At 50.9% G+C, this 25055-nt stretch carries 24 protein-coding genes; 23 read left to right on the forward strand and 1 reads right to left on the reverse strand.

Annotated elements, in window-relative coordinates; translation table 11 throughout:
- The first annotated feature begins 131 nt into the window (after positions 1-131).
- From QU597_RS13315 to QU597_RS13425, 23 genes are all read left to right on the forward strand, one after another.
- Entirely contained in the window at positions 132-653 is a 522-nt protein-coding gene (locus QU597_RS13315; protein ID WP_206104654.1) for a YceD family protein, read from the forward strand.
- A 53-nt stretch (positions 654-706) separates the two neighbouring features.
- Positions 707-880 (forward strand): 50S ribosomal protein L32, encoded by a 174-nt coding sequence (gene rpmF / locus QU597_RS13320; RefSeq protein ID WP_019911234.1) that lies wholly within the window; start codon positions 707-709, stop codon positions 878-880.
- Positions 881-1189: 309 nt separating this feature from the next.
- A complete protein-coding gene (gene fapR / locus QU597_RS13325) occupies positions 1190-1786 on the forward strand; it encodes a transcription factor FapR (RefSeq protein ID WP_310833056.1) in 597 nt (198 codons plus the stop codon).
- Positions 1770-2759, forward strand: coding sequence for a phosphate acyltransferase PlsX (gene plsX / locus QU597_RS13330; protein WP_310833057.1), 990 nt, complete (start codon positions 1770-1772; stop codon positions 2757-2759). Before fapR ends, plsX begins: the two co-directional genes overlap by 17 nt.
- Before the next feature lie 8 nt (positions 2760-2767).
- Positions 2768-3757 (forward strand): beta-ketoacyl-ACP synthase III, encoded by a 990-nt coding sequence (locus tag QU597_RS13335; RefSeq protein WP_310833058.1) that lies wholly within the window; start codon positions 2768-2770, stop codon positions 3755-3757.
- Positions 3758-3848: 91 nt separating this feature from the next.
- Entirely contained in the window at positions 3849-4772 is a 924-nt protein-coding gene (gene fabD / locus QU597_RS13340) for an ACP S-malonyltransferase (protein WP_310833059.1), read from the forward strand.
- A gap of 55 nt (positions 4773-4827) precedes the next feature.
- A complete protein-coding gene (gene fabG, locus QU597_RS13345; RefSeq protein ID WP_310833060.1) occupies positions 4828-5577 on the forward strand; it encodes a 3-oxoacyl-[acyl-carrier-protein] reductase in 750 nt (249 codons plus the stop codon).
- 120 nt (positions 5578-5697) lie between these two features.
- Complete coding sequence (locus tag QU597_RS13350; RefSeq protein WP_019911228.1) at positions 5698-5931, forward strand: acyl carrier protein; 234 nt, start codon at positions 5698-5700, stop codon at positions 5929-5931.
- Between the two features lie 218 nt (positions 5932-6149).
- Positions 6150-7388, forward strand: coding sequence for a beta-ketoacyl-ACP synthase II (fabF, locus tag QU597_RS13355; RefSeq protein WP_310833061.1), 1239 nt, complete (start codon positions 6150-6152; stop codon positions 7386-7388).
- A gap of 15 nt (positions 7389-7403) precedes the next feature.
- Positions 7404-8108 carry a ribonuclease III gene (rnc, locus tag QU597_RS13360; RefSeq protein ID WP_054940417.1) on the forward strand — a complete coding sequence of 235 codons (705 nt, stop codon included), beginning with the start codon at positions 7404-7406 and terminating at the stop codon, positions 8106-8108.
- A gap of 213 nt (positions 8109-8321) precedes the next feature.
- Positions 8322-11891: a chromosome segregation protein SMC gene (gene smc / locus QU597_RS13365; RefSeq protein WP_310833062.1), complete on the forward strand. Its 3570-nt coding sequence runs from the start codon at positions 8322-8324 to the stop codon at positions 11889-11891.
- A 69-nt stretch (positions 11892-11960) separates the two neighbouring features.
- Positions 11961-12959: a signal recognition particle-docking protein FtsY gene (gene ftsY / locus QU597_RS13370; protein ID WP_310833063.1), complete on the forward strand. Its 999-nt coding sequence runs from the start codon at positions 11961-11963 to the stop codon at positions 12957-12959.
- Positions 12960-13446: 487 nt separating this feature from the next.
- A complete protein-coding gene (locus QU597_RS13375; RefSeq protein WP_310833064.1) occupies positions 13447-14910 on the forward strand; it encodes a circularly permuted type 2 ATP-grasp protein in 1464 nt (487 codons plus the stop codon).
- A gap of 69 nt (positions 14911-14979) precedes the next feature.
- Positions 14980-15933, forward strand: coding sequence for an alpha-E domain-containing protein (locus QU597_RS13380; RefSeq protein ID WP_310833065.1), 954 nt, complete (start codon positions 14980-14982; stop codon positions 15931-15933).
- Positions 15930-16796 carry a transglutaminase family protein gene (locus QU597_RS13385; protein WP_310833066.1) on the forward strand — a complete coding sequence of 289 codons (867 nt, stop codon included), beginning with the start codon at positions 15930-15932 and terminating at the stop codon, positions 16794-16796. Before QU597_RS13380 ends, QU597_RS13385 begins: the two co-directional genes overlap by 4 nt.
- 151 nt (positions 16797-16947) lie before the next feature.
- Entirely contained in the window at positions 16948-17640 is a 693-nt protein-coding gene (locus tag QU597_RS13390; protein WP_310833067.1) for a hypothetical protein, read from the forward strand.
- Between the two features lie 119 nt (positions 17641-17759).
- Positions 17760-18569: an SDR family oxidoreductase gene (locus QU597_RS13395; protein WP_310833068.1), complete on the forward strand. Its 810-nt coding sequence runs from the start codon at positions 17760-17762 to the stop codon at positions 18567-18569.
- Positions 18570-18737: 168 nt separating this feature from the next.
- Positions 18738-19427, forward strand: coding sequence for an NAD-dependent epimerase/dehydratase family protein (locus QU597_RS13400; protein WP_310833069.1), 690 nt, complete (start codon positions 18738-18740; stop codon positions 19425-19427).
- Positions 19428-19466: 39 nt separating this feature from the next.
- On the forward strand, positions 19467-19811 hold the full coding sequence (locus QU597_RS13405; RefSeq protein WP_310833070.1) for a DUF1801 domain-containing protein: 345 nt from the start codon (positions 19467-19469) through the stop codon (positions 19809-19811).
- Between the two features lie 20 nt (positions 19812-19831).
- Positions 19832-20224 (forward strand): DnaJ family domain-containing protein, encoded by a 393-nt coding sequence (locus QU597_RS13410; protein WP_310833071.1) that lies wholly within the window; start codon positions 19832-19834, stop codon positions 20222-20224.
- 162 nt (positions 20225-20386) lie between these two features.
- The gene (hrpB, locus tag QU597_RS13415) at positions 20387-22879 is read left to right on the forward strand and encodes an ATP-dependent helicase HrpB (protein WP_310833310.1); all 2493 of its coding nucleotides are present in this window, start codon (positions 20387-20389) and stop codon (positions 22877-22879) included.
- Positions 22880-22968: 89 nt separating this feature from the next.
- Positions 22969-23598 (forward strand): general stress protein, encoded by a 630-nt coding sequence (locus QU597_RS13420; protein ID WP_310833072.1) that lies wholly within the window; start codon positions 22969-22971, stop codon positions 23596-23598.
- A gap of 482 nt (positions 23599-24080) precedes the next feature.
- On the forward strand, positions 24081-24440 hold the full coding sequence (locus tag QU597_RS13425) for a replication termination protein (protein ID WP_206104671.1): 360 nt from the start codon (positions 24081-24083) through the stop codon (positions 24438-24440).
- A 2-nt stretch (positions 24441-24442) separates the two neighbouring features.
- Here the strand turns inward: QU597_RS13425 and QU597_RS13430 are convergent, their stop codons facing one another.
- Complete coding sequence (locus QU597_RS13430; RefSeq protein WP_310833073.1) at positions 24443-25006, reverse strand: TraR/DksA C4-type zinc finger protein; 564 nt, start codon at positions 25004-25006, stop codon at positions 24443-24445.
- Between the last annotated feature and the right edge of the window lie 49 nt (positions 25007-25055).

Here is a 25055-nt window from a genome sequence, read left to right on the forward strand (position 1 = left end):
CCTAATTGATATATTGATTCATTAGTTATATCATAAGTTGTCCAGCTTCCTGAAACAATATAAAGGAAAAATGGTTGACAAAGATCGGTAATTCTAGGTATAATAATTTTTGTTTGTTTGGAGTGATGATTATGAAGATTCACTTTCGCAAAATGGCAAATGCCGACGAGTCTCTGCAATTCCAGGAAACCCTGGATGTCAGCGAGCTTGTCAGAGGGCGGAAGGATATACTTGCTGTTGCACCACTCTCAGTGAACCTTAAAGCGCTGCCCGCGGAAACCGATAGTGTGAACGTGGTGGGAACATTGGAAGGAAATGTGGACATGTTATGTGCACGTTGCCTCTGTGAGGTGAACAGCAAATTGAACATTCCTTTTGCTGAGACTTTCAAATGGCTTAAGCAGCCGATTCTTCCCGAAGATGAAGATGAAGAACTCATCTACATCACGGATGAGACTGTGGATCTTGTTCCGTATGTGGAAGAAAACTTCGTACTGCACTTGCCGGATTCGGTATTGTGCAAGGCAGACTGTCTTGGTCTTTGTCAGAAATGCGGACAAAATTTGAACGAAGGCACCTGCAGTTGCGACAACACAGTGATCGATCCTCGACTCGCTGCGTTGAAAGGATTCTTTACCAAGCAAGATGACTAAGAACAAATCCCGGGTTATAACGGGTCAACAACACATTCAGGAGGTCGAAAACAATGGCAGTACCACAACGTAGAACGTCCAAGACACGCCGTGACAAGCGTCGTACACACTTTAAACTGGTAGTACCAGGTATGGTGAAATGTGAACAATGCGGAGAGCTTAAACTGGCTCACCACGTATGCAAAGTTTGCGGAACTTACAAAGCTAGAGAGATCATCAAACAATAGTTTTAATAAAAGGTAGCACTTCATCTTCTGGTGGGGTGCTATTTTTTATGAGAATAATAGAAAGTACTTTGCCCATACTGCAAATTATCAGGCAGGGCGGGCATTTGCAGGTTACGCAGTATGTCACTTTTAAGTCAATGCTTTATTTTTGCCGTTCCATGCTTTATACTACATATTAGTACCTGGTTCTAAAGTGATTTTATACCTTAATAGCTATGATAATAGCGGCCTTTTCTTTGGCCCGATGCTTTGATCTAATATAACGTTTCCGCTTGAGCATGTGCCAGGAGGTGAGCCGCCATAGAGCGGATGTCCAAGAAAGAGCGCCAGCAGCAGCTGCTGCACATTATAGATGGCAATCCATTTGTGACTGACCGTGAATTGACCCGGCAGCTCAAGGTCAGTATCCAGACCATACGGCTGGACCGGCTGGAGCTCGGTATTCCGGAATTGCGCGAACGGATGAAGCAAATGGCAGAACACTCCTACGATCAGGTGCGTTCCCTGCCTCCTGACGAAGTGGTTGGTGATATTGTTGATTTGCAGCTGGACCGCAGCGGCATTTCCATATTCGAAATCCGTGAGGAGCATGTCTTCTCCAGAAACGGGATAGCCCGCGGCCATTATGTGTTTGGCCAAGCCAATTCGCTGGCAGTTGCCGTGATCAACGATGAGATTGCCCTGACGGCTTCCGCCGATATCCGTTTTGTACGTATGGTGCGGTTAGGCGAGAAATGTATTGCCAAAGCGCAGGTGCGTTCACTTGCTGGCCGGAACGGCAAGGCTGAAGTGGACGTGTTTACATATGTCGGAGAAGAACTGGTGTTTCAGGGCCATTTTGTTGTCTACCGGTCTGCAATTGAAGAATACAGCGAAGGGGGAAACCGCAGTGCTGATCGCCATTGATGCCATGGGCGGAGATAATGCACCTGAATGCAACGTTGAAGGTGCGCTGTCCGCGGCCGCAGAATGGAGCGATACACAGCTGGTGCTTGTCGGCGATGAAGCCCGACTTGAACCGCTGCTTAAGAACAAGCCGTCCAATGTGACGGTGAGACATGCGGGGGAAGTCATCGGCTCAGACGAAGAGCCGGTGAAGGCGGTCCGCCGCAAGAAGGATTCATCGATGGTCGTAGCCGGCCGGATGGTGCGGGAAGGCGAAGCTGATGCGATGATTTCTTCGGGAAATACAGGTGCGCTCATGACTACTGGTCTGCTCGTTGTGGGAAGAATGGCTGGTATCGAACGTCCGGCGCTTGCACCGATGATTCCGACACTCGATGATGTTGGTGTACTGGCTCTTGATTTAGGAGCGAACATGGATGCGACACCTCAGCATCTGGTGCAGTATGCCCTGATGGGCAGCATTTACCGCAACAAGGTGCATGGAATCGCCAAACCGCGGGTCGGACTGCTGAATGTCGGTACAGAGCCGGGAAAGGGCAATGAACTGACGAAAGAAGCGTACCCGCTGCTGGAAGCTCTAGAGGGCATTAACTTTGTCGGGAATGTGGAAGCGCGTGATGTGCTTACAGGAAATTGCGATGTGCTCGTCTGCGACGGATTTGCCGGCAATATCCTGCTTAAAACACTGGAAGGCACGGCAGGAGCAATGTTCTCTCTGTTAAAGGAACAATTCAGCAAGTCCCTCAAAACTAAGCTGGGCGCAGCGATTTTGATGCCTGAGCTTAGAAGTCTCAAAGGCAAGATGGATTATAAAGAGCATGGAGGAGCACCTCTGCTTGGCCTTAGCGGGCTTGTGGTGAAGGGGCATGGCTCTTCGGACGGCAATGCAGTGAAGAATGCGGTAAGACAGGCGCGGATCGCGCTGCAGGCTGGCTTAGTGTCCAGCATATCTAAGGAAATTAGCGGGAAGTGAGTGACGATATGAATCAATTACGTTCGGTAGGCATCATCGGTACAGGAAAATACGTGCCTGAGAAAATATTAACCAACAGTGATTTGGAAAAAATAGTTGAAACAAATGATGAGTGGATCGTCAGCCGTACCGGGATACGTGAACGGCATATTGCCGCTCCGCATGAAGCGACCTCTGATCTTGCTTATGAAGCTGCACTGAAAGCACTGGAGTCAGCAGGAATGAAGGCGGAGGAGCTGGAGCTTATTATTGTAGCTACGGTTACACCGGACAGTTCTTTCCCGTCTACAGCCTGTATCCTTCAGGACAAACTGGGGGCTAAGGGCGCTGCTGCTTTTGATTTATCGGCTGCCTGCTCCGGCTTCGTATACAGTCTGGCAACAGCAACTGGGTTTATAAAGACCGGTATGTACAACAATGCGCTGATTATCGGTGCGGATACACTGTCACGCATTACGGATTATACCGACCGCAATACCTGTGTACTGTTCGGTGATGGCGCCGGTGCGGTCATCATCGGCGAGGTTCCTGAAGGCCGCGGATTCCAGTCCTTTGATCTGGGTGCCGAAGGCTCCGGCGGCAGCCTCCTGAAGATGGAAGCGGGAGGATCACGTCTGCCGGCTTCCCAGCAGACCATTGAAGACAAGAAGCACTTCATCTACATGAACGGCCGTGAAGTATTCAAGTTCGCCGTACGGGTCATGGGTACAGCTACAGAGCGGGTGCTGACCAAAGCGGGTCTCGGCAAGGAAGATATCGATCTGTTTGTACCGCATCAAGCGAACATCCGGATTATCCAATCGGCTATGCAGCGTTTAGATCTGCCGGAAGAGAAGTGCGTAATTAACGTAGACAGATACGCAAATACTTCAGCAGCTTCGATTCCGCTTGCTCTTGTGGAAGCTGCAGAAGCAGGACGAATGAAGGAAGGCGACACCGTTCTGATGGTTGGCTTTGGTGGCGGTCTTACATGGGGCGCATCTGTCTTAATCTGGTAATCTACAGCGTGTAATATTTGAACGGAACGGTGCTTCTGCCGCTTATTCCTAAGCGGTCAAGCGCTCCGGTTACGGGAAGGAGTTCATACTCATGGGTAAAATCGCATTTGTCTTTCCCGGTCAGGGTGCGCAGGCAGTCGGGATGGGTAAGGATGTATATAACGCACTGCCGCAAAGCCGTGCTGTATTTGAGAAAGGCGACGAGGTACTAGGATTTCCACTGAGTCAGCTTGTATTCGAAGGGCCGGACAGCGAGCTTAAGCAGACGGTCAATACACAGCCTGCTCTGGTTACCACCAGTGTTGCCTACCTTGAAGCACTAAGCGGAAGAGGTCTCAGTCCGGATTATGTTGCCGGTCACAGTCTTGGTGAATACAGCGCTCTTGTGGCAGCGAACGTGCTGACATATGAAGATGCTGTGAAGCTGGTCCGTTTGCGCGGACGTTTCATGGAAGAAGCGGTTCCCGGCGGACAGGGGGCTATGGCTGCCGTGCTCGGTGCAGAACGTGAGGCACTGGCTGAACTATGCCGCAGCATTTCCGCAGAAGGCAGCACGGTTGAGCTGGCTAATGTCAACTGCCCTGGGCAGATTGTTGTTTCCGGCTCTCAGGCAGGCGTAGACGGCGTTGTCCAGCGTGTCAAGGAAGCCGGCGGCAAGCGGGCTATTCCGCTTGAAGTAAGTGGTCCGTTCCATTCCTCGATGATGAAGGAAGCTGCTGAACGTCTGGCTGCTGAACTGAAAAGTATAACCTTTAATGCTCCTTCTGTGCCTGTGATTGTCAATGTCACTGCTTCACCGGTTACTGATCCTGAAGAGATTCGTGAACTATTGGTACGCCAGGTGTTTTCACCAGTACTCTGGCAGGATAGTGTAGAGTGGCTGATCGCGGCCGGTGTAGATACTTTTGTAGAGATTGGTTCCGGAAGTGTGCTGGCAGGACTAATCCGCAAAATCGACAAGAACGTTAAGGTAATCAACATCAACAGTCTGGAAAGTCTTGAGACTGCCCTGTAATTACCTGATCCATGACCTAATCACAGAGCATGATGAATGAAGGGGGAATAATAGAATGTTCTCAGCACTAAGAGGCCAGACGGCTCTTGTAACAGGCGGCTCACGCGGCATTGGACGCAGTATCGCGCTGGCACTCGCAGAGCACGGTGTGAAAGTGGCCGTGAACTATTCCGGAAGCGAAGCTGCGGCTCAGGAGACGGTATCCAGAATCGCCGAGCTGGGCTCAGAAGGAATTGCCCTGCAGGGTAATGTCGGTAACAGTGAGCAGGCGGAAAACCTGGTTAAAGAGGTTATTAACACATGGGGCAAGATTGATATTCTTGTCAATAATGCCGGTATTACCCGGGATAATCTGATTATGCGCATGAAGGAAGAAGAATTTGATCAAGTCATTGAAACGAATCTCAAGGGCGTATTTAACTGCCTGAAGGCAGCTACACGTCCAATGATGAAGCAGCGTTACGGGCGGATCATTAACATTTCTTCCGTCGTGGGTGTGACCGGTAATCCGGGTCAGATAAACTATACCGCCGCCAAAGCGGGAGTTATCGGTATGACGAAATCTGCGGCACGCGAGCTGTCTTCACGGGGAATTACTGTGAACTGTATCGCGCCGGGGTTCATTGATACAGATATGACCCGGGAGCTGTCCGATGAAGTCCGCAGCGAGCTGATCAAAGGGATTCCCCTTGCTAAGCTCGGGCGGGTGGAGGACATTGCTAATGCGGCTGTATTTCTTGCTTCGGAAGGGGCAGCCTACATGACAGGCCAGACACTTCATGTGGATGGCGGAATGTACATGTAAGGTCAAATAAGCTTATAGCATTATGGGGGAAGCGGGAAGAGGCGGCCGGAAAGCGTTTTTTGAGCTCTATGGTATTTTGACTTCATATCTCGTATAATACCAAAAGAGGAGGTGAACCGGATGTCCGATGTATTGGAGCGTGTAAAACGCATTGTCATCGACCGCTTAGGTGCCGATGAAGCTGAGGTAACATTAGAAGCGTCTTTCAAAGATGATTTAGGTGCTGATTCTCTTGATGTAGTAGAATTGGTTATGGAATTGGAAGATGAATTCGATATGGAAATCTCTGATGAAGATGCAGAGAAGATTACGACCGTGGGTGAAGTTGTGAAGTACATACAATCTCATACCTAGAGTCATATGATTGAGGGTCCCGTTCCTGTAAGGGCGGGACTTCTCCTCATTTTACACGTCAAACGGCAAGACAAAAGGCTGCTTAACGCACCTTTACACGGAAAATAACAGAACCGCAGATTGTTAATCTTGCGGCGACTGCAGTTTATATAGAGTTTTCAGAGAGCAAACAGCTTCGGAATAATGAAGCATACAGCCTACAGATGGGGTGATTGCGTTTGAGTCATAGAGTGGTTGTTACCGGTATGGGCGTAATAACGTCGCTGGGCAAGGATTTGGATACGTTTTGGGATAATCTGATGCACGGTAAATCCGGTGTTTCATTGGTTGAAGCCTTTGATGTCAGTGAGTACACCACACGAATTGCAGCGTCAGTAACAGATTTTGACCCGGAGGAGCGTTTTGGCCGGAAGGAAGCCCGCAAAATGGACCGTTTTGTACAGTTTGCGGTAGCTGCCGGTGAAGATGCGCTGAAGGACAGCGGACTTAAGATCGGTGAAGATATCGATCCGGAGCGAATCGGCGTATCGGTCGGTTCCGGTATCGGTGGATTAGGTACTTGGGAAGATAATCATAATCTTCTGCTGGAGAAGGGACCTAAACGGGTGAGCCCGTTCTTTATCCCGATGATGATTGCAAATATGGGTTCCGGACAGCTGTCGATTAATCTCGGCGCTAAAGGCCCGAACACTACGACAGTAACGGCCTGCGCAACAGGAAGCCATTCCATTGGGGAATCCTTCCGGCTGATTCAGCGCGGTGATGCGGATGCAATGATCTGCGGAGGTTCGGAAGCTACGATCCGTCCGACGGGTATGGCTGGTTTCTGTGCAATGAGAGCCATGTCGACCCGTAATGATGAACCGGAGAAGGCAAGCCGTCCGTTTGACGTTGACCGCGATGGTTTTGTTATGGGAGAAGGCGCCGGTATTCTGATTCTGGAATCGCTGGAGCATGCCGAGAAGCGCGGGGCCAAGATCTATGCCGAAGTTATCGGCTACGGTCTGAGTGCGGATGCTCATCACATGACTGAGCCTGATCCTGACGGTGCTGCGCGCTGCATGAAGATGGCGATTCGTGATGCCGGTATTGCACCGGAAGAGATTGATTACATCAATGCGCATGGTACTTCTACGCCGGTAGGCGACAAGTCTGAAACGGCTGCCGTCAAAAAGGCGCTGGGAGATCATGCTTACAAAGTTGCAATCAGCTCCACGAAATCGATGACCGGGCATTTGCTGGGTGCAGCCGGCGGTGTAGAAGCGATTATTTGCGGACTTTCCCTGCAAAAGAACATGATTGCGCCTACGATCAATTTGGACAATCAAGACCCTGAATGCGATCTGGACTATGTTCCGAATGTGCCGCGTGAGGCCGAGCTTAACATTGTTATGTCCAACTCCTTCGGATTCGGGGGACATAACGCGACCGTTATTCTCAAAAAATATAAACAGTAAGGGGAGAACAGTGCAGTGAAAGGAGACCTGAAGCAGTTACAAAATCAACTTCAAATCCAATTTCACGATCCTGTACTCCTGAAGCAGGCCTTTACCCATGCATCTTATGTGAATGAACACCGTTTCAACCAGCATCAGGACAATGAACGCCTTGAGTTTCTGGGCGATGCCGTGCTTGAGCTTACGGTTTCTGAATATTTGTACAACCTTCTGCCTGACCGGCCTGAAGGTGAACTTACCAAGCTGCGGGCAGCCATTGTGTGTGAGCCTTCACTGGTCAAGTTCGCCGAAAGTCTGGGCTTCGGACGGTTTGTATTGCTGGGTAAAGGGGAAGAACTTACGGGCGGACGAACCCGCCCGGCCTTGCTGGCCGATGTGTTTGAATCCTTCGTGGGAGCGCTTTATCTTGACCAGGGTCTGGAAACGGCCCGCAGGTTCCTTGATAATCACGTATTCCCGCTGGTGGAGACGGACGGCAAGCTGCAAATGCAGATGAGCGATTTCAAGACGGAGCTTCAGGAGCTGATACAGCATCACGGTTTGGGTACGCTGGAATATCGGATTATTGAAGAACGGGGACCCGCACATGAGCGTGAATTCGTTTCTGAAGTGTATATGGCTAATCAGTCTCTCGGCAGAGGCAACGGCCGTTCCAAGAAAGAAGCCGAACAGCAGGCTGCCGCAGCGGCGCTATTGCGTTTGAAGGAAGACGGCGCTTGAATCTTGTAGTTGCATTTGAACAAAGATTGGCTTACCCGGGGCAAGTAAGTTAGCGGAGGAGAGCAGCAATGGTCTGAATGCCGGCGTTTAGGCGGAGGTCAGACTTTTGCTGCTCTTTTTCGGATGAATAGCCCGCGCTATTCTTTCAGATAGAGCGGGCTATTTTAGGCTATAAACGCTATGTTATAATAGGTCAGAGGTGATAGGCGAGTCATGTTTTTGAAACGGATTGAATTAGCTGGCTTTAAATCTTTTGCTGATAAAACAGAAATGGAATTTGTTCGCGGCATTACGGCAGTAGTCGGGCCAAACGGCAGCGGCAAAAGTAATATTTCCGACGGCATCCGCTGGGTGCTGGGCGAACAGAGTGCCAAGTCGCTGCGCGGCGGCAAGATGGAGGATATCATCTTTGCCGGAAGTGATGCGCGTAAAGCGGTGAACTATGGTGAGGTTTCGCTGACGCTGGATAACGAGGATCATGTGCTTCCGCTGGATTTCAGCGAAGTGACAGTAACCCGCCGGGTACACCGCAGCGGTGAAAGTGAATACTTAATTAACAAGCAGGCTTGCCGGTTAAAGGATATCACGGAGCTGTTTATGGATACAGGTATCGGGCGTGAGGCGTATTCAATCATCGGCCAAGGCCGGATTGAAGAGATTCTCAGTACCCGGTCGGAGGACCGGCGCGGAATTTTTGAAGAAGCATCAGGTATTGTTAAGTATAAATCGCGTAAAAAGGATGCCGGACGCAAGCTGGATGAAACGGAACAGAATCTGCTGCGGATTCACGATTTGATCAGTGAGCTGGAGGATCAGATTGGTCCGCTTAAGGATCAGTCCGAGAAGGCCATTCGATATAAGGAACTGCGCGAACAGCTGAAACAGCTGGAGATTTCAGTATATGTGCACCAGATCGAAGGGATTCATACCGCCTGGAAGGAAGGCAATGACCGGCTCGAGGTGCTTAAGCATGAACAATTGGCACTGTCTACGGTGGTTTCCGCTCACGATGCCAAGCTGGAAAGCGGACGAGCCGAGCTTCGGGCATTGGAGGAGCAGGTTGAGAAACTGCAGGAGCAGCTGTTGCGATACAGTGAAGCCTATGAGAAGAGCGAAGGCTATGGAGAAGTGCTCAAGGAACGCAAACGGAATCTGGAGAGCAACCGTGAACAATTGATGCTCACTTTAGGTTCTGTAGGCGAACGCTCAGAAGGCCGCCAGCGTGAGCTTGCGGAGCTGGAGCTGAAGCTTGCGCAATCGCGGCAGGCGCTCGAAGATTTACGCAGCCAGCTGGCGGATGAAGAGACCCGCCTGGAAGGCGTCACCGGAGGCATCAGCCAGAGTAAGGAAGAGAAGCTGAAGAGCGCCTTGCTCGAGCTGATGAATCTGATGGCCCAGGCCCGCAATGAAATCCGCTATGCGGATCAGCAGAAGGAAAGCCTGGAACGGCGGATGAGCCGAAGCAGCGAAGAAAGCGGCAAATGGGTTGCAAGACTGCAGGAGCTGTCTGCCTCTCAGAAGACGCTGAAGGATAGAATTACCGCACTTGGCAAAGAAATCGGTGCTCTGCGCAACGCTTATATAACGGAAAGCGAGCAGTCGAGTAAACGCCAGAAGCTGCTGGAAGAAACGCAGTCCGGTCTCCGCAAATGGGAGCAGAAGCGCGAAGCGCAGGTATCCAGGCACGAGACAATGAAGGAAATGCAGGATGATTTTGACGGCTTCATGCTAGGTGTCAAGGAAGTGCTCAAAGGTGCGCGTAAGGGTCAGCTAAACGGCGTCCATGGCGCTGTGGCTGAGCTGATCTCTGTACCGGAGAAGCTGGAAATGGCCGTTGAAACGGCATTGGGTGCTTCACTGCAGCATGTTGTTATGGATAATGAAGCGGTATCCCGGCAGGCGATTGCTTTTCTGAAACAACGCCAGCTGGGTAGGGCGACATTTCTGCCGCTGGATGTTATCCGGCCCCGGCAGATTACAGGCAGCGACCGGGGGATGGTTGAAGGAGCCGAAGGCTTTGTCGGCATCGGATCTGAACTGGTGGGTTATGAAGATAAATATGCCAGTATCATAGGAAGCTTGCTCGGCAACGTGGTTATTGCTGAAAGTCTGGAGCAGGCCAACCGGATTGCCGCCAAATGCCAATACCGTTACCGTGTTGTAACCCTTGAAGGGGATGTCGTGAATGCAGGCGGTTCCATGACCGGGGGCAGCCAGCATAAAAAGAATAACAGCCTGCTTAGCCGAAAACGCCAGCTGGATCAATTGCTCAGTGAGATTGAAGAAAGTGAGCTGCAGATCAGCAAGCTGAAGCAAGGCATCAGCCGCTTGAAGGACGAGCAGGAGAATGCGTCGCAGAAGCTGGAAGAGCTGCGTCATGACGGTGACGAGAAACGTCTGGAGGAGCAGCGGGTTGCCGGTGATCTGAAGCAGCTGGAGCAGGAATTGCGCCATGTCCAGGAGCAGGTGGATGGTGCAGGGGCGGAGCGCAGCGGCTTTGAAAGTGAAGTCAAAGCACTGGAAGAAAGCCGGGTCCAGGCAGTCAAGGAGCTTGCGCGTCTGGAGCAGGAAGAGAAGGATGCCCATGAGGCGATCCGCAATGCTGAATCAGAGCGTAAAGCGAGCGAATCCGCCAAGGAAGAGCTTCAAGGTAAACTGACCGGGATGAAGGTAACGGAGGGCAAGCTGGATCAGGAGATTTTCTCACTGGAAGAACAGCTGCGCCGTATGAGACAGGATGCCGGATCGCAGGAGAAAGAGCTGCGCCAGAGCCGCAGCCTGCTCATGACGATTGAACAGGATCTGGAAGAGAATGCGCGGGAAGCTGTGAAGCAGAAGGAGAACCTCAATACTTACCGGCTCAAAAAAGATGAAACAGCGGCAGCGCTGGATTTGGCACGGGCTGACCGCACGGCTCTGACACGCAAGCTTGAGCTGGCCGAAGGGGAAACCAAAGACCAGCGCCAGGCCCTTAAGTCTGTAGAGGACAAGCTCCGTACAACTGAAGTGTCTGTTGGACGGCTGGATGTCGAACTGGATAATATCCTGCGCAAGCTAAGCGATGACTATGAGCTGAGCTATGAGCTGGCGAAGCAGCGTTATCCTGTTCCCGAGGATGTGCCGGCAGCCCAGGCCGAGGTGCAGCGGCTCAAACGCAGCATCTCCGCCCTGGGTGAAGTTAGCTTGGGGGCTATAGAGGAATACCAGCGTGTTCATGAGCGTTACACCTTCCTCAGCGGACAGAAGGATGATCTGGTAGAAGCTAAGACAACACTCTACCATGTGATTCATGAGATGGAAGAAGAGATGTCCAAACGCTTCAAACAGACCTTCGATGCGATCCGTCGGGAATTCGGGACGGTATTCTCGAAGCTGTTCGGCGGCGGCCGCGCGGATTTGCAGCTATTAGATCCGGAGCATATGCTTGAGACAGGCATTGATATCGTGGCCCAGCCTCCCGGCAAAAAACTGCAAAATCTGCAGCTGCTGTCCGGCGGCGAGCGCGCTTTGACTGCGATGGCACTGCTGTTTGCTATTTTACAGGTGAAGCCGGTTCCGTTCTGCGTACTGGATGAGGTTGAAGCTGCGCTTGATGAAGCAAACGTAGTCCGGTTCGCCCAGTATTTGCGGGAGTTCTCTGAGCAGACGCAATTCATCGTGGTTACCCACCGCAAGGGTACGATGGAGGAAGCGGATGTGCTTTATGGTGTGACAATGGAGGAAGGCGGCGTGTCTAAGCTCGTCTCCGTGAAGCTGGAGGATGAAGAAGCGGAAATTGCTTAATAAGAAGCGAGTTTTATTGTGAATGAATTCGAAGAAGGAACGCTCCATAAAATTTTTAGGAGGAACCATATGAGCTTTTTTAAAAAATTGAAAGAAAGCATTTCCGGTAAAACGGAAAGTGTGACCAAAAGCTTCCGCGACGGACTGGAGAAGACCCGCAAGGGCTTCGTCGAGAAGGTCTCAGATCTGATCATCCGCCGCAAAAAGATAGATGAAGAGTTTTACGAGGAACTGGAAGAAATTCTGATCGGTGCAGACGTAGGCGTAAACACGGTAATGACGCTCGTAGAAGAGCTGCGAACCGAAGTGAAGCAGAAGCGAATTGAGGATGCAGCGGAGCTGCAGCCGATTCTCTCCCGCAAGCTGATGGAGCTGCTGCGCGGTGATGACGACAATAGCCTGAAGGAGAATCCTGACGGTATCACCGTTATTTTGTTTGTTGGAGTCAACGGTGTCGGAAAGACTACGACAATCGGCAAGCTGGCGCACCGCTACAAACAAGAAGGTAAAAAGGTTCTCCTGGCTGCAGGTGATACGTTCCGTGCCGGAGCGATTGAGCAGCTGGAAGTCTGGGGTCAGCGGGCTGGCGTAGATGTTATTAAACAGCAGGCGGGGTCCGACCCGGCTGCGGTGATGTTCGATGCCGTACAGGCAGCGAAGCAGCGGAACGTGGATGTGCTGATCTGCGATACAGCAGGCAGACTGCAGAATAAGAGCAATCTGATGGAAGAGCTGAACAAGATTTTCCGGGTCATTCAGCGTGAAATTCCGAGTGCACCGCATGAGGTGCTGATGGTGCTGGATGCAACCACCGGGCAGAATGCTTTGAGCCAGGCCAAGCTATTTGGTGAAAAAAGCGGTGTAACCGGACTCGTGCTTACCAAACTGGATGGCACCGCCAAAGGCGGTATTGTCGTAGCCATCCGCCAGGAAATGAATTTGCCGGTGAAGCTTGTCGGGCTCGGTGAAAAGATGGACGATTTGCAGACCTTTGATTCCAGCCAATTCGTGCATGCCTTATTTGCAGGGATGATCAGCGAGGAAGAGCAGGCTGAAGACCAGGAGTAAACAGACTCTCCCCCATATACGATTATCGATAAGACAACAGGATTTAGCATAACCAGCTCCAGAACGAACATCAAAAGGCCCGTTTCCAGTTTTAACTGGAGATCGGGCCTTTTTTACGTTTGAAGGGACAGCCGCGAATGCGTCTTTTTAGTAGAAGAAAAAACGATTCAGGCAATTGAACAATAAACACATAAAAAATACAACATATGAAAAATTCATAATAGTACTGCTTGTCAACGCTCCTGCATACAATTCTATGTATAATTCACATCTCAGCTCCCTCTAAATAACCATGTGAGAAAGGAAGCGATTCCATTTATGAGGGATGGTTCATAAACTCCATATTGCTGTTATATATATTGACATAAAGATTAGCATTTACGTATTATTAAAGTAGTATTTTATATTTTCGAGTAAAATCCTTAAAATATAAGGATTCTTGTCAACAAACTTCACACATTTTGATGATCCGAAAGGAGTCGGGCTCATGTCCAAATTAGATCCTTTGCCCGGTATTTCCCCGTATCCGCTGCAGCATTTTTTTGATGAAATGTTTGCCGATGAACGGAGTATCCGGCCGCATTACAAACATGTGGGCCGCATGTTTTCCGGAATGAGCCCCGAAGAGCTGCAAGGCAAGCAAAGACTGATGCAGCGCCGGATGATGGAAGAGGGAATTACCTTTACACTGTACAACCCGGCTCAGGATCAACCGATGGAGCGTACGATTCCTTTCGATATGATTCCGCGGATTATTCCAAAGGGCGAATGGGAAAGACTTGAGGCTGGAATTGTCCAGCGGATTACGGCTCTTAATTTATTCATACATGATATTTACCATGAGCAGTACATTGTTAAGGATGGAATTGTACCGCGGCGAATGATTATCTCCAATGTGTATTTCCGTCCGGAAATGGCGGGACTGAGAGTCCCGGGCGGCGCATATGTCACCACTTCCGGCATTGATCTGATCCGCCATCATGACGGTGAATATTACGTGCTTGAAGACAATCTGCGAACTCCTTCAGGCTTCTCCTACCTATTTAAAGGCAGATCACTTATGAATCAGCTGTTCCCGGAATTGTCTTTTGCCAGTTCGATTAGAGATGTGGATCACAGCTTGAACCGATTCCTGTCTGTGCTGCGCAGCCTGTCCCCGTCGCGGACAAAAGATCCGGTAATTGCGCTCTTGACACCCGGGGAATATAACTCAGCTTACTATGAACATGCTTATCTGGCTCAGCAAATGGGCATTCATCTGGTAGAAGGACGCGATCTGGTAGCACAGGATCACAAGATTTATTTAAAGGAAATGAACGGCTTGCGCCGGGTGGATGTGCTATACCGCCGTTTGGATGATGATTTTATCGATCCTCTGGCCTTTCAGCCCAGCTCACTTCTGGGTGTCGCCGGTCTCATGAATGCGTACCGGGCAGGCAACATCGCCATCGCTAACGCTCCGGGAACGGGAGTCGCCGATGACAAAGCCATGTACGTCTTTGTTCCGGATATGATCCGTTATTACCTTAACGAGGAGCCGATTTTGGGCAACGTGCCCACCTATCTGCTGTCCCGGCCGCAGGAACGCCAGTACGTACTCGATAATCTGTCCGAGATGGTGGTCAAGGAAACCTCGTTGTCCGGCGGATACGGTATGTTGATCGGAAGTGAGGCTACAAAGGAAGAACTGGTAGACTTCCGGCTGAAAATTCTGGCTGATCCGGCCCGATATATCGCGCAGCCGATTATGTCATTATCCAGAGCACCTGTACTGTCCGGCGCAACGATGGCACCGCGTCATATCGATCTGAGGGCATTTGTGCTGATGGGGGCAGACCGTAAGCCTCATGTGATTCCAGGCGGACTGACCCGGGTAGCCATGAAAGAAGGCTCGCTGGTCGTCAACTCTTCCCAAGGCGGCGGGGTCAAGGACACCTGGGTTATGGCATAGGGCCGGAGAATAAGCTTATGAATGAACAAATTGCGGCATCAATATGGGTTAGGTGGAGGAGTGGTAACGATGCTGAATCGCAATGCGGAAGCTTTGTTTTGGATTGGACGGTATATTGAACGGGCGGAGAATCATGCGCGGCTAATCGATGTTCATTATCACATTCAGCAGGAAGAGGATTTTCAGGCGGAGGGACATAAATGGTCACGGCTGATCGATGCCCTCGGTGTCAGAAATGAATACCTGCAGCAATTCGAGAGCTTTGCTGAACAAGATGTATTGTCCTTTATCACGCTGGACCTCGGCAATGCTAATTCCTTATTTTCTTGCGTGCATCAAGCACGGAATAATCTGCGCACGCTGCGCCAGCATCTGCCCAGCGAGCTCTGGGATATTGCCAATGGCTTCAATCTCTGGCTTGGGGAACAGTCGGTGGCGGATATCATGAGCGGGCCGCATCAGTTCTACCAGCAAATCAAGGAGCGCACGGCAATGTTCCTGGGGGCAGAGCAGTCAGTGATGCTGAGAGGCAACGAATGGCATTTTATTGAAAGCGGGCGGTTCCTCGAACGGGCCGAGAATACGACGCGGATTCTGCAGGCCGTTACCGTATCCTGCAAATCGAAGGAGATCAACTCTATATACACCCAGCTGCAGGCAGTGTTGAAATCCGTGAGCGGCTACCAGGCTTTCCGGCGTTATTATGCGGATGATATGTCACCGGAATGCATTCTGGAGTTCCTGATTGTAAATGCCTATTTCCCGCGTTCGATCCGCTTCTCATTCCATAAGCTGGAGGAGCATTTAGCCAAACTTGAGCTGGATACCTCCGAGAAAGGTTCGGGACATGAGAAGGTAATCCGCCAAGCCGGTAAAATCAAAGCCGATCTCGATTATATGGAAAAAGAAGAAATGTCCGGCGATCTCGTCGATGATGTACTGAATTCACTGAAGATATCCTGCCAAAGATTAGGGAAAACGATGGAGGGCGCTTTTTTTCGGCGTGAAGGAGTACGTGTATGAAAATACAGATCAACCATACGACAACCTACACATATCCCGAACCGGTTACGGACAGTGTCAATGAAGTCAGGCTGACCCCGCGCACAAACTACCGGCAGTCCTGTTATCATCACGAGGTAGAGGTAACTCCAGCCGCTAACCTGCTGACCTATGAGGATTTTTTCGGTAACCGGGTGCATGCCTATTCCGTCAATAAGCCGCATACGGAAATGATTATTCATACCAAGGCGACCGTTGTTACGCTTGATAAAGCCCAGGGTGCAGATCTGCCGCATCTTCCGCTGGAAGAACAGGTCAGGCTGCTGAATGATGAGAAGTTCCAGAACCGGTATATTGAGTTCATTTTACCGACACGCTATACGGAAGTGACGCCTGAACTGGTTGAGTTTGCTTCACAGCATCCTTTTGACGAAGCGGACGATATGTATGAATGGACCAAGAAGCTATCCTCAACGATCTATGAACAGTTTACTTATGATCCCGAGGCTACGAGTGTAAATACCACGGTAAAAAAGGCACTAAAGCTTAAACGCGGTGTCTGTCAGGATTATGCCCATTTGATGATTGCGGTCTGCCGCAGTGTCGGCTTGCCTTCCAGATACGTCAGCGGGTACCATTTTGTCGGTGACCTGCAGGGCGGAAATGCGGATTTCGAGCAGGCCTCGCATGCCTGGGTAGAGACTCATATTCCCGGTACGGGATGGCTGGGCTTTGATCCGACGAATAACGTGGAAGTGAACTGGCGGTACATTAAGCTCGGGCATGGCCGGGATTACAAGGATATCGTGCCGGTAAAAGGCGTATACCGTGGTGTATCCGGGACATTGACGGTCAAAGTGGATGTTCGCAAACTGGAGAATTAGATGGGTTAGTACAAAATAGAATGAGACAGCGCGTGCCCGAATTTATTGGTGCGCGCTGTTTGTGTTGAATCAGGGATAGCTGCAACTCCCAAACAGATTATGCGTTATACTTATGGGATATAATGGATTATTTGTTGCGGGAGGAATATCTGTGATCATTAAAGGAAAACGCATGGTAATAACACTCATCTTCACAGTGGCTCTAATAGCAGCTATAGCGCTAATATTAATAAACAACTTCGCTGAGAGTTCTGCCACAGGTGAACCTGAAATTATTGCCGTAACCAGTCATCCGGATTATGCAGTAAGCGGTGATCTGAGCGGTCTTGTGGGTTTTGCGGATTATATTGTAACCGGACACTACGAAGAATTCATCGACAACTGGGATATGGGTGAAAAATATATCAGTGATGTCTATCAATTTGTTATTGATAAAGTAAACTATGGTGATGTAAGCGGGCAAATAGAGGTTGCGATACCTCATTATCAACAGCTAAGCACGGTTGTGGAAGGTCAGCAATATGAGGCTAAGATTGATCTGCCCAATTATACACAACCTGAAAAAGGGCGAAAATATATTTTGTTTCTAAAAAAAGTTGAGCCGAAGAATATTTTCACTCCAGCTTCTGTACCATTTCAAATTGAAATTGATCAAACCAATAAAGGTACACTAAAATTCAATAGCAATAAAAATACGGAGAAGGAAGTACTGACTGAGAGCAGAAAAGAAAAGATAGTATTTTCAATCGAAGGCGTTGATATTGAAGCCATTGATACGATTACAGGTAAAACATTAAAGGATCTGGAATCACAAATCACTAATGCTGTCCGTTTAAAAAAATGATAAAAAAATAATAGTCTCATTTTGTGCAACTTTTGCACAAAGTGATTATAAACAAGGTACATTTGGGTAATCTTGAAACAGAGCCATGAATATGGATAATGTGGAAGGAGAGTGTACATATGAGCCCAAATATAGCTAAAAAACAGCGATTCGTCGGTAAAACAGCCATAATTACAGGTGCGGGCTCGGGGATCGGCCGGGCGACGGCCATCCAGATGGCGCGTGAAGGCGCTAATGTAGCTCTTTTTGACCTGGTGAATGAACGTACCTCAGTACTGGAGCAGAAGCTGAATAAGCTGCGCAAGGACTGTGCACTGGCCATTGATGTCGATACTTCCGATGCAGAGCGGATGGAAGAGGCGGTACGGAAAACAATCGAGCATTTCGGGAGTCTGGATATTGTGTTTGCCAATGCAGGAATTAATGGTGCCGTTGGTCCGATTGAGGAGCTGAGCCTAAGCGATTGGGAGCGTACGATGTCGGTCAATCTGACCGGAACATTTCTGACGCTTAAATATACCATTCCCCACCTTAAGGAAAAAGGCAAGGGCAGCATCATCATTACGAGCTCGATCAACGGAAACACGCGGTTTACCAGCTTCGGCTGGTCGCCCTACAGCACGACCAAAGCGGGACAGGTGGCATTTGCCAAAATGGCTGCGCTGGAGCTGGCGAAGTTCAAAATCCGCGTGAATGTAATCTGTCCGGGTGCGATTTCAACGAACATCGATGAAACGACAGAATTCAATGAGGATGTGGAGGAAATCGTCATCCCGATTGAGTTCCCCGAAGGTGCCCAGCCGCTCGCGGACGGGCCGGGTAAAGCGGAGAATGTCGCTGATCTTGTCTCTTTCCTTGCTTCCGATGAATCGATTCATATCACTGGAGCGCAGATCGTGATTGATGGTGCAGAATCGCTGTTAAGTTAATCTGATAAAACGCAGTAAAGACAATGTTATACTACATTTTAAGCTGGCAGCCTTACTCTGTGGTCTTAGATCAGGAGTAGGGCTGCTTCGCGTCTATATAGGGTTGTAAAAGATACAAGTTATGGTAAAATCTCTGCATAGCCTGAAGCAGAAAGTAGGAACGATATCATGTCTACTCTGTCAACATCATCAGCTCAAGCTATTCGCGTGCTAATCACCGGATCAACGGGAATGGTAGGCGAAGGTGTGCTGCACGAATGCTTAGCTCATCCGGATGTCGAAGAGGTTCTGGTTATAAACCGGAGGACCTGCGGGATTACCCATTACAAACTGACTGAAATTTTGCTTACAGATTTTTTTGATCTTTCCGGAATTCAAGAGCAGCTGCGCGGATATAATGCCTGCTTTTTTTGTCTGGGTTCCACCTCGGCAGGAGTAAGCGAGGCAGCATATACCCGACTGACACATGATCTCACGCTATATATGGCAACGTTTTTTGCGGAGCAGAATCCGGGAATGGTTTTCTGTTATGTAACTGCCTACGGAACGGACCGAACTGAACAGGGGCGCAGCATGTGGGCCCGAGTAAAGGGGAAGACGGAGAATGCACTAAACAAGCTGCCTTTTGCCAGAACATATTTTTTCCGTCCGGCATTTATCCGTCCTACACCGGGGCTGACCCGGACCCACAGGTATTACTATGCAATACAATGGCTGTATCCCCTGCTCCGGCTGCTGTTTCCTAACTATGCGGTTACGCTGAGAGAGATCGGACAAGCCATGATTCATGTAGCCAGCCGGGGGTTTGACCGGGAGATTCTGGAGAGCCGTGATATCGCCGCCGCAGCCAGGCAGTAGGATGTAAATCATCATATACTATAGAGAAAAGGTGATCCCATGAATGAACAGGTTACGGATTTTATAAACAGTGTCAAACAGCCCTGGCAAATTGAAATCTGCAATAAACTCCGCCAGCTGATTCATGAATCCATCCCGGAAGTGCAGGAGCGGCTGCAATACGGCAAACCGCATTTTCTCAAGAACGGGAAATATGCGGCAGTGATTACAACAGCTAAGGGATGGGTCACCTTTACGATCTTTAATGCGGAGGAGCTCGAAGTACCGGAGGGAGTGTTTGAGCCCGGCAAACCGGAACGGATTACAGCCAAATTGCTGGAAGGTAAACCGGTAAATTTTGAGCTCTTCGCGGAGCTGCTCAGTCAAGCTTCGGCTGGACTGTAAACGAAGAAGGAGTGGTAAACATGGCAAACCTGTCATGGCTGGCGGAACAGCGGATCCAGGAAGCGATGAGGAACGGTGAATTTGAAGATTTGCCGGGCCATGGGAAGCCGCTGGAGCTGGAGGACCTGTCCGGAGTTCCTGAAGATCTGCGGATGTCGTTCAAAATTATGAAAAACGCCGGTATCCTGCCGGAAGAAATCATCCTGCGGAGCGAATGTGTAACACTGGAGGGATTGCTCGCGGCCTGCCACAGCAGCGGGGATCCCGGTGAGATGAAGTCGCTTCGTACTAAATTGACTGCAAAACGGATGAGGCTGCAGGAGCTGCTGCGTGAACGCGGTTTGGAGAGCAGCAGCGTATTCATAGAATATGGCGAACAAGTCCGCCAGCATTTACTGAATGATGAGAAATAGAGTAGTGCAGAGCATTCGAATCCGTTTGGATTGAATGCTTTTTTTTGTGGAATAACAGCATCTTGAAATCCGGCACAGTTTCGCCCATGATTATAAAGTGAAGAGTTTGGAGACCAGGGTGTCCAAATGTTCCTGAGACTATAATAGTTATGGAGAGAAATGATGAAGCAGCTTCCAATTATGCAGGTGCTCCCTGACCTGAAAAAAATACTAGAAAGCAGTAAAGCCGCTGTGCTGATTGCCGAACCCGGAGCAGGAAAAACGACCGGTACGCCTCCGGCTTTTCTGGACGAGCCCTGGATGGACGGCAAAACGATTCTGATGCTGGAGCCCAGACGGCTCGCCGCCCGTTCAGCGGCTGTGTACATGGCTGCTTGCCTCGGGGAGCAAGTCGGGCAGACTGTCGGTTACCTGATGAGAATGGACAGTAAGGTCGGCAAGCAGACACGGATTGTTGTAGTTACTGAAGGCGTGCTGACACGGATGCTGCAGAGCGATCCTTCACTTGGGGATGTCGGGCTTGTTATCTTTGATGAATTTCATGAGCGCAGTCTCCATGCCGATTTGGGGCTTGCCCTGACACTTGAGGCACAGTCTGTTCTGCGTGAGGACCTGCGGATTCTGATCATGTCGGCTACGCTGGACGGTGAGCGTGTTTCGGCGCTGCTGGGCGGCGCTGCCTTGGTGGATTGTCCGGGTCGGACCTATCCGGTAGAGACGTTCTATGCTCCTCCACAGCGCGATACTCCGCTGGAGCAAGCTGCTGCAGCGGCTGTCTTGCGCGCACTCGCTGAGCAGCCTGGGGATGTGCTTGTGTTTCTGCCCGGTGAACGGGAGATCCGCCGGACCGAACGCGAGCTTGAAGGGAGCCGGCTTCCGGCTGGAACGGTGGTGCGGCCGCTGTACGGCCAGCTTCCGCAGGCAAAGCAGGATGCTGCGGTGGCCGCGGCTGTACCCGGCGAGCGCAAGGTCGTGCTGGCGACTTCCATCGCCGAAACGAGCTTAACGATCGAAGGGGTGCGTACGGTAATTGATACTGGCCTGAGGCGCACCCAGGTATTCTCGCCGCGTACCGGCATGCCGCGGCTGACAACGGTGCCGGTATCGAAGGCATCGGCCGACCAGCGGCGCGGCCGGGCGGGCCGGACGGCACCGGGTGTCTGCTACAGGCTGTGGAGCAGGGAGGAGCATGCCCGTCTTCCGGATGACAATGTGCCGGAAATCATGGAAACCGACCTGGCGCAGCTCGCCCTGGAACTGGCGCTGTGGGGTGTGCGTGATCCAGCCGCGCTGCCCTGGCTGGACGCGCCGCCTGCCGCGCCTTACGCGCAGGGCGTGGCGCTGCTGCGCCAGCTCGGCGCGCTGGACGCCGGCGGCGCAATCACGCCGCACGGCCGCAGCATGGCCGCGCTTGGCGCGCACCCGCGTGCCGCGCATATGCTGCTGCGCGCGGCAACGCTTGGCGAAGCGCCGCTCGCCTGCCGGCTGGCGGCGCTGCTGCAGGAGCGGGACCTCTTCAAGGGTCCCGCGAATCAGAGCAGCGACCTCACGCTGCGCGTGGAGGCGCTGCTGAGGTACGAGCGCTCCGGCGACAGCGGAGGCGCGGACCCGGCAATCTTGCGCGCGGTGCAGCGCGAGAGCCGTAACCTCCTGGCGCAGCTGCAGGCCGCGCCGGGGGAAGTGCCCGGCGACCTCAGCCGCATAGGCCTGCTGCTGTCGTTTGCCTATCCCGACCGGGTCGGGCAGAAACGCGGCGATGGCGCGTTTCTGCTCTCCGGCGGCCGGGGGGCAGCCATGCGTGAAGGGCAGCCGCTCGCGCGCTCGCCCTATATTGTTGCCGCCGGCGTGGATGACCGCGCCGGACAGGGACGGATTATCCTGGCTGCGGACCTGCCGGAAGCCGAGCTGCTGAAGGAGCACGCAGACAGCCTGACCGAGGAACGGGAGGTCTATTGGGATAAAGAGAGCGGAAGCGTCAAAGCACGCCGGAGGACCCTGTTTGGTGCTCTGGCTCTAAAGGAAACTACCCATGAACGCCCCACCGCAGAAGAGACGGAGGAAGTGCTCCTGTCTGTAATCTCAGCGGAAGGCTTGGGAGTGCTGCCGTGGGATAAAGGCACTATCCAGCTGCGGCAGCGGATGGCCTTCATGCATGCCGTACGGACAGATTGGCCGGATGTATCGGACGAAGCTCTATTGCTATCCCTGCAGGAGTGGCTGAGGCCGTATATTCAGGGAATGCGCAATCTCCGGGATCTGCAGCGGCTGCCTTTATCCAAGGCGCTGGAAGGAATGCTCGATTGGAACGGCCGCCAGACCTTGGATAAAGAAGCGCCTACACATATTACAGTGCCCAGCGGATCACGTATACCGTTAGACTACGGAAATCCGGGGACGCCAGTACTGGCGGTAAGGCTGCAGGAGATGTTCGGCCAGGTGGATACACCGCGGATTGGGCTTGGAAAGGTTCCTGTGCTTCTGCACCTGCTCTCTCCGGCACGGCGGCCGATGCAGGTCACCTCTGATTTGGCCAGCTTCTGGCGGAGCACTTATTTTGAGGTGAAGAAGGATCTGAAAGGGCGTTATCCCAAACATTATTGGCCGGATGATCCGTTACAGGCTGAACCGACAAGCCGGACGCGCCCGGCCAAATAAAATAATTTCATCTGAATGCATGACCTTGTTTGATTCACCCGTTATAGGGTAATAATGTAGCGAACCACAATTACGAAGGAGGGCTTCAAGTGACTAACAAAATCGTAGGCATCTTCGAAACGGAACAAGAAGCGACCAGAGCAATTGAAGGACTGCACAGACAAGGGATTAGTAATGATGAGATCTCGGTTATCACAAGAGACCGTGATGAACTCAAAAACATTTCTGATGATACAGGTACCATGGCTCCGGAAGGAGTAGCTACCGGAGCAGCTACAGGCGGTGTGGTCGGCGGGGTAGCCGGACTGCTGGCCGGTATCGGAGCGTTGGCTATTCCGGGTATCGGGCCGATTCTTGCTGCCGGACCGATCGTGGCGACGCTGACAGGCGCAGCTATCGGCGCCGGTGCCGGCGGACTCGTCGGCGGATTGATCGGGATGGGCATTCCTGAAGATGAAGCACGCGAATATGAGGGTTATGTCGACAACGGTAAGATTCTCGTCCTGGTTGATGATAACGGAAGAGGACATGATATTCATGATGTTTTCCGCGGCAACCGCTCATTGAACACCAGCAGGTACGACTCTTTGTACGCTAACAACGGCTCAACGAATCCAGACCTAATTCCGGAAGACACTACCGTCGGAAATACACTGGGCAACCGGGGTTCGATGAACGCTGACAGCGACCCGGATCTGTATAACCGCAACAGAATGTAACGGAATAACTGAGGATATTCCATACATTTAAATTTCTGAATACAAAGACTGCATTTTCGGGCTGATGCCCGGGATGCAGTCTTTTTTTACGATAAATGGCAGGTATTCTTAGGCAGCAGGAGCATCAACAAAAAAGAGGTAGAGATAGACTGATTACAGTGTATTTTTGGACTTTCGGCCGACGCCCTTCCGCCACTTTACCTTAAACACCTGCACACTAATAACCATATTACAACATATGAGAAATTCACAATAGAAAAACAACTAAAACAATCCTCTCTACATCCTGCGATCAAATTCCAACATTGGTATTATCTATCTACTAACCGATGCGAAAAAGTGGGCCCTGCTCCGCAAAAATAGCTTGGTATATTCAAATTATGAAAGTTGGTAAATAGAGTTTATACTAGAGTTGTGCCGAAAGTTTTGGTGTTTTTATACAATATGACTGACTATACCAAAGTTCAATCAGGAGGGATTCCATGGCGTTTATGATTGCCCAGCGGGCTTTTATTAAAGTGTATTTGATTACGATGGTTGAGCAGCATAAGGGGTATGGGTATCAGATGCTGGAGGACTTGCGGAGAGATTTCAAGGCGTATGGCTATTCACCTCCCCAAAGTGAGGTTTACCGTGCCCTTCATGAACTTGTGCAGCAGGGAATACTGTACCGCACCAAGCAGCTGAAAGGGAATGATCCCAAGGTCGATTTTCAGGAAATCGTACTTTATCATTTTACGGCTGACGGGGAGGAGAAAGCCAGACTGTACAAAAAACAGGTGAAGACGGATCTGGACCGCTGCCTGGGCATATTAAACAAAGCCGTCACAGACAATTATTAGACTCAGGAATCCCCTTCTCCGTTGTCTTGTCCGGGAGGTGTGACAGGGGAACTAGCACTGCCGTAATCCTCTACAGAGTCCCATGCTCCTGCGTCATCGAAGCGACCGCTTTGCTCTTCGCGGCCCTGGCCTGCTCCGGCTGGCGGAGGTGTCATGACCTGTTCTTCGACAGGGCGTTCACCGGAGTTCGAACGTTCGGGAGAATAATCTACTGCATAAGCGGTATGCGGGATGGCTTCGAGACGATCATAAGGGATATTCTGTTTACTTACAATGCAGATGCCATAGGTACCGTCTTCCATCCGCTGCAGCGCAGCATCGATTTCGGCCAATTCATCGTTTAATGCGAGGTTTATCCCGAGATCCCGACTTCTTTCAAAGGTCTCCGTACCTGAATCTGCCGGGTGATTATCGACAGAGGAGAGTTCACCGGTAGACATTTTTAGGGAGTCGCCAATTAGGCTGTTTTCTTCGCCGTTATCTTTAAAATGCTGCTCAAGTTCCTGTTTATGCTGCTCCAAGGCCGCTTTAAGCTTGGCCAGCTGTGAATCTGTTAAATGACTCATAGTACCCTCATCCTTTCAGTAGTTAGAGTATTTTTGTTAGTGTATTCTT

This window comes from Paenibacillus pedocola (assembly GCF_031599675.1).
Lineage (GTDB): Bacteria > Bacillota > Bacilli > Paenibacillales > Paenibacillaceae > Paenibacillus_AQ > Paenibacillus_AQ pedocola.

Coding starts and splice junctions, on each gene's coding strand:
- QU597_RS13335 (WP_310833058.1), top strand. CDS start 2,768: ATGAATCAATTACGTTCGGTAGGCATCATCGGTACAGGAAAATACGTG.
- QU597_RS13380 (WP_310833065.1), top strand. CDS start 14,980: ATGCTGAATCGCAATGCGGAAGCTTTGTTTTGGATTGGACGGTATATT.
- hrpB (WP_310833310.1), top strand. CDS start 20,387: ATGAAGCAGCTTCCAATTATGCAGGTGCTCCCTGACCTGAAAAAAATA.
- fabG (WP_310833060.1), top strand. CDS start 4,828: ATGTTCTCAGCACTAAGAGGCCAGACGGCTCTTGTAACAGGCGGCTCA.
- QU597_RS13425 (WP_206104671.1), top strand. CDS start 24,081: ATGGCGTTTATGATTGCCCAGCGGGCTTTTATTAAAGTGTATTTGATT.
- QU597_RS13315 (WP_206104654.1), top strand. CDS start 132: ATGAAGATTCACTTTCGCAAAATGGCAAATGCCGACGAGTCTCTGCAA.
- QU597_RS13395 (WP_310833068.1), top strand. CDS start 17,760: ATGAGCCCAAATATAGCTAAAAAACAGCGATTCGTCGGTAAAACAGCC.
- QU597_RS13400 (WP_310833069.1), top strand. CDS start 18,738: ATGTCTACTCTGTCAACATCATCAGCTCAAGCTATTCGCGTGCTAATC.
- QU597_RS13405 (WP_310833070.1), top strand. CDS start 19,467: ATGAATGAACAGGTTACGGATTTTATAAACAGTGTCAAACAGCCCTGG.
- QU597_RS13385 (WP_310833066.1), top strand. CDS start 15,930: ATGAAAATACAGATCAACCATACGACAACCTACACATATCCCGAACCG.
- QU597_RS13430 (WP_310833073.1), bottom strand. CDS start 25,006: ATGAGTCATTTAACAGATTCACAGCTGGCCAAGCTTAAAGCGGCCTTG.
- ftsY (WP_310833063.1), top strand. CDS start 11,961: ATGAGCTTTTTTAAAAAATTGAAAGAAAGCATTTCCGGTAAAACGGAA.
- smc (WP_310833062.1), top strand. CDS start 8,322: ATGTTTTTGAAACGGATTGAATTAGCTGGCTTTAAATCTTTTGCTGAT.
- QU597_RS13350 (WP_019911228.1), top strand. CDS start 5,698: ATGTCCGATGTATTGGAGCGTGTAAAACGCATTGTCATCGACCGCTTA.
- rpmF (WP_019911234.1), top strand. CDS start 707: ATGGCAGTACCACAACGTAGAACGTCCAAGACACGCCGTGACAAGCGT.
- QU597_RS13410 (WP_310833071.1), top strand. CDS start 19,832: ATGGCAAACCTGTCATGGCTGGCGGAACAGCGGATCCAGGAAGCGATG.
- QU597_RS13375 (WP_310833064.1), top strand. CDS start 13,447: ATGTCCAAATTAGATCCTTTGCCCGGTATTTCCCCGTATCCGCTGCAG.
- fapR (WP_310833056.1), top strand. CDS start 1,190: ATGTCCAAGAAAGAGCGCCAGCAGCAGCTGCTGCACATTATAGATGGC.
- fabD (WP_310833059.1), top strand. CDS start 3,849: ATGGGTAAAATCGCATTTGTCTTTCCCGGTCAGGGTGCGCAGGCAGTC.